This is a genomic window from Roseburia faecis (assembly GCF_001406815.1).
GTDB classification, from domain to species: domain Bacteria; phylum Bacillota; class Clostridia; order Lachnospirales; family Lachnospiraceae; genus Roseburia; species Roseburia faecis.
On sequence record NZ_CVRR01000082.1, the window covers coordinates 78,884 to 91,230 of the forward strand.

Below are 12,347 nucleotides of genomic sequence, written 5' to 3' on the forward strand. Positions count from 1 at the left end.
GCTTAGGCAGACTAGAAATTCTGAGCGCATCCCTGCCAGACGGACACAAGCCGCGCCGCTGTCGAAACGTTGCCCGGACACAAAATTAGAGCCACGCAATCATTTTCGCAAATTCTAAGATTCTGTCTGAATCGCACGTCACAGGAAGCAGCAGCCCCAGCCACCACACGGGAGCCACCCGGCGGTACCTTTCGTAATTAACGGACAAAAATTCAAATAAAAGGAGAATTGGATACATGTTTTTAATTGCAGGACTTGGAAATCCGGACAAGAAATACGAAAAAACAAGACACAATATTGGATTTGATACCGTCGATGCACTGGCGGAAAAATACAACATCAGCATCACGGAGAAAAAACATAAAGCGCTGTGTGGAAGCGGTGTGATCGAAGGCGTAAAAGTCATCCTGGCCAAACCGCAGACCTATATGAATTTAAGCGGAGAAAGCATCGCAGAAATCGTGAATTTCTATAAGCTTGATCCGGAGAGCGAAATGCTGATTATTTTTGATGACATCTCTTTGGCACCGGGAAATATCCGTGTGCGCAAAAAAGGCAGTGCAGGTGGGCATAATGGAATCAAGAGCATTATTTCAAGTGTGGGAACCTCAAACTTTATGCGAATTAAAGTCGGTGTGGGGGAAAAGCCACAGGGATGGGATCTGGCAGACCATGTGCTTGGCCGTTTTTCCGGGGAGGACCGTGCAAGGGTGGAAGAAGCCATACGGGATGCGGAAGATGCAGCAGTCCTGATGATTCAGGGGGAAGCAGACAAGGCAATGAATGATTTTAATGCAAAAAAGCAGGAGAATACAAAGTAAGTGAAAGCATTTATAGAACCGCTGCAGGAATTGAGCGGATATGAAGATATGACAAAAGCGGCCATGCAGCCGGGACTGGTGACCATCAGTGGCTGTATTGATGCACAGAAGCCACATATGATTTATACGCTTGGAAGGACACGCAGCCGGCGTCTGATCGTAACGTTTCATGAGCAGAAAGCGAAAGAATTGTATGACGACTATCGTTTTTTTGATCCGTCAGTGGTGTATTATCCGGCAAAGGATGTGCTGTTTTATCAATCGGATATCCGCGGAAACCTTCTTACCGCAGAGCGGATCAGTGCATTGCGGGCAATTCATGAAAATGAACAGGTGACGGTGATCACAACATTTGATGCCCTGATGAATACGATGCCAAGGGATGCACAGGTGTGGGACAGTGTGCTGCATATTGCACAGGGAGATACCCTGGATCTGGATGCACTTGTGGAACAGCTGGTGCGGATGGGGTATGAACGGCAGTATCAGGTGGATAATATCGGTCAGTTTGCATTAAGAGGTGGAATTCTTGATATTTTTCCGCTGACGGAAGAAAATCCGGTCCGGATTGAACTGTGGGATGATGAAGTAGATACCCTTCGCACCTTTGATGTGGAAAGTCAGAAATCTATTGAAAATATAGAAAAGCTTGTGGTATATCCGGCATGTGAACTGGTTCTTTCGACCGAAGAGAAAGCAGAAGGTATCCGCAGACTGTTAAAGGAAGCAGAAGCTTTTTCCGATAAATTGCGGAAAGAAATGAAAACCGAGGAAGCCTATCGGGCACTGTCACAGGCAAAAGAACTGGCACAGGAATGGGAAGAATTGTCGGAAACCGCGGGAATGGATGCTTTTTTGTCCTATTTCTGCAGGGAACGGTGGAGCCTTCTGGATTATTTTGATCCGGCAGATACATTTGTGTTTTTCGATGAGCTGAGCCGGAGCGCGGAACGCGGACGGCAGACGGAACTGGAATTTTCGGAGAGCATGAAGCAGCGTCTGGAAATGGGGTATATTCTGCCGGGGCAGATGAACGAACTGTTTGGCTATAAGGAAATCATGGGAAGGCTTGAAAAATATTCCTGCTGTGCGGTTTCCGCACTGGATATCAAGACCTGCGGATTAAAATCCAATGGGCAGTTCGGCATTCATGTAAAGAGCGTAAGCGCATACAATAACAGCTTTGAACTTCTGATCGCAGACCTGAAGAAATACAAAAAAAACGGATACCGTATTATTTTACTTTCCGGTTCCCGCACACGCGCGAAGCGTCTGGCAGAGGATATTTTAAACGAAGGACTCAACTGTTTTTATACGGAAGATTACGATCACGATCTGGTGGCAGGACAGATCATGGTCTGCTACGGAAAAGTGCATCAGGGGTATGAATATCCGATCCTGCAGTTTGCAGTGATTACGGATACGGATATTTTCGGGGAAGAAAAAAAGAAAAAGAAGCGGCACCGCACCTATGAGGGCGAAAAAATCCAGCAGTTTACGGATCTGAGTGTCGGGGATTATGTCGTACATGAAAATCATGGGCTTGGTATCTACAAAGGAATTGAAAAGATAGAAGTCGACCGAAAGGTGAAAGATTACATCAAGATCGAATATGCGGGAGGCTCCAATCTGTATATTCTTGCAACACAGCTTGACCAGATCCAGAAATATGCGGGGAAAGACGCAAGAAAACCAAAACTCAATAAACTTGGAAGCCAGGAGTGGACAAAAACCAAGGGAAAAGTGCGTGGAGCCGTGCGTCAGATCGCACAGGATCTGGTGAAATTATATGCCGAGCGGGAAGAACAGAATGGCTATATGTATGGACCGGATACGGTATGGCAGAGAGAGTTTGAAGAACTGTTCCCGTTTGAAGAGACCGAAGATCAGGTGCTTGCCATTGATGCAACCAAGCGGGATATGGAGAGTCATAAGATTATGGACCGGCTGATCTGCGGGGATGTCGGTTACGGAAAGACGGAGATTGCGATCCGTGCAGCTTTCAAAGCAGTGCAGGAGAATAAACAGGTGGCATACCTTGCGCCGACAACCATTCTTGCCCAGCAGATTTATAATACGTTTTCCCAGAGAATGAAGGATTTCCCTGTCCGGGTGGATCTGTTGTGCCGTTTCCGCACGGCAGCGCAGCAGAAGAAGACCATCAGTGATCTGAAAAAAGGACAGGTGGATATTATTGTGGGAACACACCGGATTCTGTCAAAAGATGTGCAGTTTAAAGATCTTGGGCTTCTTGTCGTGGACGAGGAACAACGGTTTGGTGTGGCTCACAAAGAAAAAATCAAACAGTTAAAGACCAATGTGGATGTGCTGACACTTACTGCCACACCGATTCCGCGGACACTTCACATGAGCCTGATCGGAATCCGGGATATGAGCGTTTTAGAGGAACCACCGATGGACCGTGTCCCTATTCAGACGTATGTCATGGAATATAATGAGGAACTGGTCCGGGAGGCAATCACGCGGGAACTTGCCCGTGGCGGACAGGTATATTATGTGTATAACAAAGTAAGGGATATTGATGAAGTGACGTCACGCATTCAGGAGCTGGTGCCGGAGGCAAATGTGGCATTTGCTCATGGACAGATGAGAGAAAACCAGCTGGAGGATATCATGTACCGGTTTATCAATGGAGACATTGATGTACTGGTATCAACGACAATCATAGAGACGGGACTGGATATCTCAAATGTCAATACAATGATCATTCATGACGCGGATAATATGGGGCTTTCCCAGCTGTATCAGCTGCGCGGGCGGGTCGGCAGATCCAATCGTACGGCGTATGCGTTTCTTATGTACCGCAGAAACAAAATGCTCAAAGAGGTGGCGGAAAAACGACTGGCTGCCATCCGGGAGTATTCGGATCTGGGCAGCGGATTTAAGATTGCCATGCGGGACCTGGAGATCCGGGGAGCCGGAAATCTGCTGGGAGCCGAACAGAGCGGTCACATGGAGGCGGTTGGATATGATCTGTACTGCAAGATGCTTCACGAAGCGGTGAAAGAAGCCCGGGGAGAAGCACCGGCCGAACAGTTTGAGACTTCCGTTGATATCCGGACGGATGCATTTATTCCGTCCACATATATTGCAAATGAGTCGCAGAAACTGGATATGTATAAGCGGATCGCCGGAATTGAAACGGATGAGGAAGCGGAGGAAATGCTCGAAGAACTGATTGACCGTTTTGGAGAGCCTCCGAAGTCCGTGCAGAATCTGCTGACAATTGCCAGACTCAAAGCGGTTGCCCACAGTGTATATATTAAGGAAATTGTTCAAAGAGAAGATCTGTTAAAAATCCTAATGTACGAAAAAGCAAAGATTCACGCGGAGCATATTCCGGGGCTGGTAAAAGCGTTTGCCCCGTCACTGAAATTTGCGGCAGATCCGAAGGAACCGTACTTCACTTACCGTCTGGGAGCAAATTCAAGGGAAAAGAACAGGGAAATTCTGGAAGTTCTCAGGCAATTATTGGAACAAATGCACGTTTTTTTGTGTGCGGAGCCGTAAAAGTGCTTGCCTGATGTAGGGAAAAGAATTATAATACTCTGGTATATAGGTGAAAAGAAACTCCCGGGAGGAACTATGAAAGCAAAAAAAGTTACAGCGATTATTTTAGCCGGTGCAATCTGCGCAGCAGCTTTTACCGGATGTGGTATAAATACAGGTGCGACGGCAGCAAGCATGAAAAATCAGACCGTCACGATGGGCATGGCAAACTTTACATGCCGTTATCAGCAGGCAAATGTAGAAGATTATTATAAGAGCATGATGGGGGCCAAAAGCAGCAGTGAGCTCTGGAGCAAGGATTTATATGGAAACGGAACAACCATGGAAGACACCATGAAAGATTCCGTTATGGAACAGCTTCATGAGATGTATACGTTACAGGCACATATGAAAGACTATGATGTGAGTGTGACAAAAGACGAAAAGGCAGCAATCAAAAGAGCTGCACAGCAGTTTATCAGCGATAATTCTTCCGAGGCACTCAAGGAGATGACTGCAGACGAAGATACCGTGGAGGAACTGCTTACGCTCTACACCATCCGCAGCAAGATGCAGAAAGCCATCGAGGCAGAAGCAGATACCAATGTGACGGATGAAGAGGCAAATGAGCGCGGTTATACGATGATGACTATTTCTACAACTTCCCATCAGGATGACAGCGGAAATACCGTAGAATATACCGATGATGAGAAAAAGCAGCTGAAGGAGACCGCAAACAAAATCGAAGATGCGGTAAAGAATGGAAAAACTCTCGAAGATGCTGCAAAGGATGAGGATCAGCAGACCACTACCGGTGCGTATGCATCCGATGATTCCACACTGGATACATCTGTGAAAAAGGCATTGGATGATTTGAAAGAAGGAGAAACTTCCGATGTGATTGAAACAGACAGTGCATTATATATTGTTCGTCTGGACAGTGAAACAGACAAAGACGCTACAGAAAAAAATCGTCAGAATATTATTGACAAACGTAAAAGTGACCACTACAATGAAGTGCTGGAGGGCTGGCAGAAAAAAGACGGCTGGAAGGTCAATAAAAAGAATGTTGCAAAGATTTCATTTAAGAATTCTCTGACACAGCAGGACCCGAATGCCTCTACAGAGACACAGACTTCCACAGAAACACAGAATGTAGAGAGTACACAGTAATGCAAAAAGATAACATTGTGTTAATTGGAATGCCGGGGGTGGGTAAGAGCACCGTCGGCGTTATCCTTGCTAAGGTGCTGGGATATCAGTTTATAGATGCAGATTTAGTCATTCAGGAGCAGGAGAAGCGCCTGCTTCGTGAGATCATTGCAGAAGAGGGAACCGAAGGGTTCATTCAGGTAGAAAACCGTGTGAATGCGACACTTGAGGCACATCATGCAATTATTGCAACCGGAGGCAGTGTCGTCTACGGAAAAGAAGCTATGGAGCATCTGCAGGAAATCGGAACGGTTATATATCTTGAGGTGGCATATCCGGAGCTGGAAAAACGTCTGGAAGATATCAAAGGCAGGGGTGTTGTTTTAAGAGACGGACAGACGTTATATGATCTGTATCTGGAGCGCACGCCGCTGTATGAAAAATATGCGGATATCCGGATTTCGGAGACGGGGCTGGATATCGAACAGACCGTTGAACAGATTGTGGATGGTATCACAAATTTACACTAGATGAATAGGATAGATAGTAGGGTAGCGTACTATACGAAATAGGGCGTTTATTGAGGTGAGATATGGAACAATATGTAATCAAAGGCGGAAATCCGCTGAATGGTGAGGTAGAAATCGGCGGGGCAAAGAATGCGGCACTGGCAATTCTTGCAGCTGCGATCATGACGGATGAAACGGTTACAATCGAAAATTTGCCGAACGTGAGAGATATTAATGTATTATTGCAGGCGATTGCAGAGATCGGTGCAATGGTAGACCGTATTGATGCACATACCGTAAAGATCAACGGTTCATTTATCAAAGACGTGACGGTGGACAATGAATTTATCCGTAGAATCCGTGCGTCCTATTATTTGATCGGTGCACTTCTTGGAAAATACAAAAAGGCGGAAGTGGCTCTTCCGGGCGGATGCGATATCGGAAGCAGACCGATTGATCTGCATATCAAAGGATTTCGTGCAATGGGAGCAGACGTGGATATTGCACATGGTCTTGTTATTGCAGAGGCAGAAAAATTAAACGGAACACATATTTATCTGGATAAAGTATCGGTTGGAGCAACGATCAATATTATGATGGCAGCATCCATGGCAGAAGGAAAAACCGTAATTGAAAATGCGGCAAAAGAGCCTCATGTGGTAGACGTGGCAAATTTCTTAAACAGTATGGGTGCGAATATCCGTGGTGCAGGAACGGATGTTATCCGTATTGTCGGTGTGGAGAAGCTGCATAAGACAGAGTATTCGGTTATCCCGGATCAGATAGAGGCAGGAACCTTTATGTTTGCGGCAGCGGCAGCAGGGGGAGATGTGCTGGTAAAGGATGTTATTCCGAAACATCTGGAAGCAACAACCGCCAAACTTGTGGAGGCAGGATGCAAAGTTGAGGAGTTCGATGATGCGGTTCGGATTATTTCGGATGGAAAACTGCATCACACACAGGTGACAACACTTCCGTATCCGGGATTCCCGACAGATATGCAGCCACAGATGGCAGTAATTCTGGGAATTGCAGAGGGAACCAGTACCGTTACGGAGAGCATTTTTGAAAACCGTTTCAAATATGTGGATGAACTGACACGTATGGGAGCCAATATCAAGGTAGAGAGCAATATTGCCATTATCAATGGAGTGGCCCGTTATACAGGTGCCAGGGTGAATGCGCCGGATCTGCGTGCGGGAGCAGCGCTGGTGATTGCCGGTCTGGTGGCAGAGGGAATTACGGTGATTGATGATATTTATTTTATCGAGCGTGGATACGAAGAATTTGATCAGAAGCTGCGCGGCATTGGGGCACAGATTGAAAAGGTATCGGATGAAAAAGAAATTCAGAAGTTTATTCTGAAAGTTTCATAAATAAAAAGAACGGGCAAAAAAGGGAGCGTGAAAAACATTGGTATGTTTTCACACTCCCTTTTCATTTGAAAAATTTATAAAACCGCTTTGATATAGAGGTCGCGGCTGGCGGTGGAAAGATCCAGACAGGATTTATCATCAAACTGGACAATCGGACGGGACAGTGCATTCTGATTTAACATGACAATGGTACATCCCCTTCCGTCACTTAAGATGACGCGGTTACTCTGGTAAGTGCTGGCAATCTGCTTTAAGAAAACCAGAATATATTTTGTATGGTATTTCTGGAAACCATCTTCTTCAAATTTACTGATCACTTCGAACGGACACAACGGAGAGCGATAGGAACGTGCCGCTGTCATGGCATCGTACACATCGGCAATTGCAACGATCATTGCAAAATTGTCAATGTAATCTTCCGTCAATCCGGTCGGATAGCCGCTTCCATCACAGCGCTCGTGATGCATCAGGGCAGCTTTTTTGATACGGGAATCCAGATCCGGCTGACGTTTTAAAATCTCGTATCCGAGTGCCGGGTGCTGTTTGATTTTTGCAAACTCCTCATCGGTCAGAGATCCCGGCTTATTTAAGATATCGGAAGGAATCAGCAGTTTTCCGATATCGTGCATCAGTCCGGCAAGCGTAAGAATGTCCAGATCGTGACGTTCAAAACGCAGCCAGCGGCCGATCATTCGTGAAATGAGTGCAACGTTGAGACTGTGCGCATAAACCGAATCGGCCACAGTACGCATGTTGTAAAGCATATCAAACATTTCAACGATGGTGTTGCGGGACTGGAACAGATCTGCGACACTGCCCAGAAGTTTTTGCGAGTCAATCGGTTTGTTATCCTTGATGGCTGCGGTATACAACTGTTTCATCAGCTCAATTGCCTGAACATACTCAATCTGGAACGTGCGGAATTCACTGGAACCGGCGACTTTCTGTGAGTGTGTTTTGCTTTCCTGTGCGTATGTTTTTGCTTCTTTTACAGGCTTTGGAGCCTCCTCCTGCGGAGCAGGTTCTTCGCCCTCAATTTCTGCATATTCCACACGGTACAGTTTCATGCGGTTGATCAGCTGACGGGTTACAGCAGAACCGGCGGGAGCCAACGGCTGTCCAAGCGGTGTGATCACAGGCTGTGCAAGGATGGCACCTTCTTGTAGTTGTTTTGTCTCAATTTTTATCATATTTTATCTCTCCGTATGTAACGTATATACAAAAGTATAGAATTATTTCGCACAAAAGTCAATCTTTTAGGGCTTGACAGATGAAAGAAACTGGAGTATGGTAGCACTTGGATATTTCAAATTTAATATTGTAAGCTTTCTCTTATTCAGAGTGATGGAGATACATAGGATCTGTGAAGTCACGGCAACCCCTGTTTGGAAGGTGCCAACCTGAGCGAGTTAATCGAACAATAAGGGGATTTGATTATCTTTAGATCAATCCGCTGCGAGGCGGTTTTTTTTATTTCTGTATAAAACAAGAGAGGAGAAACAAAAAGCAATGGAAAAATTATTATTCACATCAGAGTCCGTTACAGAAGGACATCCTGACAAAATGTGTGATGCGATTTCAGATGCCATTCTGGATGCATGCATGGAGCAGGATCCGATGAGCCGTGTAGCCTGTGAGGCAGCAAGCTGTACCGGTTTCGTACTTGTTACAGGAGAAATTACAACAAAGGCAACTCTTGATATTCCTGCAATTGTAAGAAAGACTGTAAACGAGATCGGATACAACGATGCAAAGACCGGTTTTGACGGACATACCTGTGCGGTTATGGTAGCTTTAGATCAGCAGTCCGCAGATATTGCCATGGGTGTTGACAAGGCACTTGAGGCAAAAGAGGGCGAGCTGACAGATGATCTGGATACCGGCGCCGGAGATCAGGGAATGATGTTTGGATATGCAACCAATGAGACACCGGAATTTATGCCATATCCGATTTCACTGGCACACAAGCTGGCATTACAGCTTACAAAGGTTCGTAAAGACGGAACACTTACCTACCTTCGTCCGGATGGAAAGACACAGGTTTCTGTAGAGTATGATGAAGCAGGAAAGCCAAAGAGACTTGAGGCAGTTGTTTTATCTACCCAGCATGATGAGGACGTTACCCAGGAACAGATCCATGAGGATATTAAGAAATATGTCTTTGATCCGATCCTTCCAAAGGAGCTGATCGATGGAGATACCAAATTCTTTATCAATCCGACCGGACGTTTCGTAATCGGCGGACCACACGGAGATGCAGGTCTGACCGGGCGTAAGATCATCGTTGATACCTATGGTGGATATGCACGTCACGGCGGCGGAGCTTTTTCCGGAAAAGACTGCACAAAGGTTGACCGTTCCGCAGCATATGCTGCACGTTATGTTGCAAAGAACATTGTTGCAGCAGGTCTTGCTGATAAGTGTGAGATTCAGTTATCTTATGCCATCGGTGTTGCACAGCCTACTTCTGTCATGGTTGATACATTCGGTACAGGAAAGATCGCAGATGATGAGCTGGTAAAGATTGTACGTGAGAACTTTGATCTTCGTCCGGCAGGAATTATCAAGATGCTGGATCTGCGCCGTCCGATTTACCGTCAGACAGCTGCTTATGGTCACTTCGGACGCAATGACTTAAATCTCCCATGGGAGGCAACAAACAAGGCAGAGGCTTTAAAGAAGTACCTTTAATTTATGAAAAGTTTACATAATTTTTTATAAAAGAATGATATAATAAGACACAGAGTTTGTTCTGTGTCTTATTTTTTTATAGGGAAGGAATACGAATGAAGATAAAAACCAAACTGATCATTTCGTTCTGTATTATTATCTTTGTGCCATCGATCCTGGCGATTGCCACGATCAGCGCCTATTGTAATTTTCAATCGCATGTGATCGAGCAGACGTATGGAATTAAGAATGCGGATGCCTATAGTATTATCAATTCTGTGCCGCTGTTAAACCGTTATACGGCACTGGATTTTGAAAAAATCAAAAAGACAATCAGATTATCCCCTTCGAAAATGGAAGATGCTTCGTATCTCACCGAGATCAATGAGGATCTGAAGCAGAAATATTCTTATCTGATTGTAAGGATCGGAGAGAAAATTTCGTTCAACGGCGGAAGTGAAAATGAAAAGATCCTTTCGGAACTTCCGGGATACGGAGAAAACAGTTCCCGGCATGGGGTGGACAAATATATCGACCGGGATGATGAAATTCTGGTAAAACAGGTAGATTTCAAGCTGGATTCGGGAGAAAAATGTACGGCATATATTGTCACGTCCTTTGACGCTACCGGGCAGGAAATCCGCCAGTTTATTGTATGGGGAATTATCTGCGTGGTAATTATCCTGTTACTGACGGCGGTTATGATGATTGTGTGGATTTACCGGAGCATGATCACACCGATCCAGAAGCTGCGGGTGGCAGCGGAGAATATTAAGGAAGGTAATCTGGATTTTGCGCTGGATACCCAGGGCGACGATGAGATCGGTGAGCTCTGCACGACGTTTGAACAGATGCGTCAGCGTCTGAAGGATAATGCGGAGGAAAAACTCAGTAATGAAAAAGAAAACCGTGCACTCATCAGCAACATTGCCCACGATCTGAAGACGCCGATTACGGCAGTAAAGGGGTATTCGGAAGGCATTATGGACGGCGTTGCCAATACTCCGGAAAAACTCGATAAGTATATCCGGACGATTTATAATAAGGCAAACGAAATGGATACGCTGATCAATGAACTGACATTGTATTCCAAAATTGATACCAACCGTATTCCGTATGACTTTGCAAAACTGAATGTTGCCGCATATTTTAAAGACTGCGTGGAAGAAATCGGACTGGATCTGGAAGCAAAGGGGATTGCGTTATCCTATTTTAATTATGCAACGCCGGATACCCAGATTATTGCAGATCCGGAGCAGCTGCGCAGAGTGATCAATAATATTATAGGAAATTCCGTAAAATATATGAATAAAACAGAAAAGTTCATCAATATCCGTATCAAGGATGTGGGGGACTTTATTCAGGTGGAAATCGAAGACAATGGAAGAGGAATTGCACAGAAAGATCTGCCGTATATTTTTGACCGGTTTTACCGGACGGATGCTTCCAGAAATTCGGCAACCGGTGGCAGCGGAATCGGACTTTCCATTGTAAAAAAGATCATAGAGGATCATGGAGGGAAAATCTGGGCAACCAGCAAAGAAGATTCCGGCACTACCATGTACTTTGTAATACGCAAATATCAGGAGGTAACAGCAAATGAGCAGAATACTGATCGTTGAAGATGAAGTGGCTATTGCAGATCTGGAGAAAGATTATCTGGAACTGAGTGGCTTTGAAGTGGAAATTGAAAATGACGGAACCAAAGGACTCGAAAGAGCCCTGCATGAGGAGTTTGATCTGTTTATCTTAGATCTCATGCTTCCGGGAGTAGATGGATTTGAAATCTGTAAAAAGATCCGTGAGATAAAGAATACACCAATCCTTATGGTTTCTGCAAAAAAGGATGATATTGACAAGATTCGCGGGCTCGGACTGGGGGCAGACGATTATGTGACAAAACCGTTTTCCCCGAGTGAACTGGTAGCTCGTGTGAAGGCACATCTGGCACGGTATGAGCGACTGATCGGCAGCAATATGCCACAGAATGATATCATTGAGATCCGGGGCATTAAAATAGACAAGACGGCGCGCCGGGTATGGGTCAATGGAGAAGAGAAACAGTTTACGACAAAAGAGTTTGATTTGCTGACTTTTTTGGCAGAGAATCCAAATCATGTATTTACAAAAGAGGAATTGTTCCGTAAAATATGGGATATGGAATCTATCGGTGATATTGCAACGGTTACCGTACACATCAAAAAGATTCGAGAGAAGATTGAGATGAATACGAACAAGCCGCAGTACATCGAGACCATCTGGGGAGTCGGATATCGGTTTAAATTATAAACGGTCTGCCTCCTGAAACT

The 12,347-nt window shown here is 45.3% G+C and carries 9 protein-coding genes and 1 riboswitch; of the genes, 8 read left to right on the plus strand and 1 reads right to left on the minus strand.

Annotated features, from left to right (window positions below):
* Positions 1–236 precede the first annotated feature (236 nt).
* From pth to M72_RS15395, 5 genes are all read left to right on the plus strand, one after another.
* The gene (gene pth / locus M72_RS15375) at positions 237–821 is read left to right on the plus strand and encodes an aminoacyl-tRNA hydrolase (RefSeq protein WP_022046299.1); all 585 of its coding nucleotides are present in this window, start codon (positions 237–239) and stop codon (positions 819–821) included.
* Positions 822–4,352 (plus strand): transcription-repair coupling factor, encoded by a 3,531-nt coding sequence (gene mfd / locus M72_RS15380; RefSeq protein WP_055068835.1) that lies wholly within the window; start codon positions 822–824, stop codon positions 4,350–4,352.
* Positions 4,353–4,427: 75 nt separating this feature from the next.
* The gene (locus tag M72_RS15385; RefSeq protein WP_055068836.1) at positions 4,428–5,504 is read left to right on the plus strand and encodes a peptidylprolyl isomerase; all 1,077 of its coding nucleotides are present in this window, start codon (positions 4,428–4,430) and stop codon (positions 5,502–5,504) included.
* Entirely contained in the window at positions 5,504–6,013 is a 510-nt protein-coding gene (locus M72_RS15390; protein ID WP_022046302.1) for a shikimate kinase, read from the plus strand. Before M72_RS15385 ends, M72_RS15390 begins: the two co-directional genes overlap by 1 nt.
* Positions 6,014–6,075: 62 nt before the next feature.
* Entirely contained in the window at positions 6,076–7,368 is a 1,293-nt protein-coding gene (locus M72_RS15395; protein ID WP_055068837.1) for a UDP-N-acetylglucosamine 1-carboxyvinyltransferase, read from the plus strand.
* A gap of 74 nt (positions 7,369–7,442) precedes the next feature.
* On the opposite strand, the gene M72_RS15400 is transcribed toward M72_RS15395, so the two are convergent.
* Positions 7,443–8,558 (minus strand): HD-GYP domain-containing protein, encoded by a 1,116-nt coding sequence (locus M72_RS15400; protein WP_022046304.1) that lies wholly within the window; start codon positions 8,556–8,558, stop codon positions 7,443–7,445.
* Positions 8,559–8,697: 139 nt separating this feature from the next.
* Positions 8,698–8,795, plus strand: a riboswitch (SAM riboswitch).
* Positions 8,796–8,877: 82 nt separating this feature from the next.
* On the opposite strand from M72_RS15400, the gene metK reads away from it, so the two are divergent.
* The 3 genes from metK (at position 8,878) to M72_RS15415 (ending at position 12,327) form a co-directional block, all read left to right on the plus strand.
* Positions 8,878–10,059: a methionine adenosyltransferase gene (gene metK / locus M72_RS15405; protein WP_022046305.1), complete on the plus strand. Its 1,182-nt coding sequence runs from the start codon at positions 8,878–8,880 to the stop codon at positions 10,057–10,059.
* A gap of 95 nt (positions 10,060–10,154) precedes the next feature.
* Positions 10,155–11,660, plus strand: a complete 1,506-nt coding sequence (locus M72_RS15410; RefSeq protein ID WP_055068838.1) for a sensor histidine kinase — start codon at positions 10,155–10,157, stop codon at positions 11,658–11,660.
* Positions 11,638–12,327, plus strand: coding sequence for a response regulator transcription factor (locus M72_RS15415; RefSeq protein ID WP_055068839.1), 690 nt, complete (start codon positions 11,638–11,640; stop codon positions 12,325–12,327). Before M72_RS15410 ends, M72_RS15415 begins: the two co-directional genes overlap by 23 nt.
* Positions 12,328–12,347 lie beyond the last annotated feature (20 nt).

Bases quoted from the DNA above. Each gene is read 5' to 3' on its own strand.
- pth (WP_022046299.1), top strand. From the start codon at position 237: ATGTTTTTAATTGCAGGACTTGGAAATCCGGACAAGAAATACGAAAAA.
- M72_RS15385 (WP_055068836.1), top strand. From the start codon at position 4,428: ATGAAAGCAAAAAAAGTTACAGCGATTATTTTAGCCGGTGCAATCTGC.
- M72_RS15390 (WP_022046302.1), top strand. From the start codon at position 5,504: ATGCAAAAAGATAACATTGTGTTAATTGGAATGCCGGGGGTGGGTAAG.
- M72_RS15395 (WP_055068837.1), top strand. From the start codon at position 6,076: ATGGAACAATATGTAATCAAAGGCGGAAATCCGCTGAATGGTGAGGTA.
- M72_RS15400 (WP_022046304.1), bottom strand. From the start codon at position 8,558: ATGATAAAAATTGAGACAAAACAACTACAAGAAGGTGCCATCCTTGCA.
- metK (WP_022046305.1), top strand. From the start codon at position 8,878: ATGGAAAAATTATTATTCACATCAGAGTCCGTTACAGAAGGACATCCT.
- M72_RS15410 (WP_055068838.1), top strand. From the start codon at position 10,155: ATGAAGATAAAAACCAAACTGATCATTTCGTTCTGTATTATTATCTTT.
- M72_RS15415 (WP_055068839.1), top strand. From the start codon at position 11,638: ATGAGCAGAATACTGATCGTTGAAGATGAAGTGGCTATTGCAGATCTG.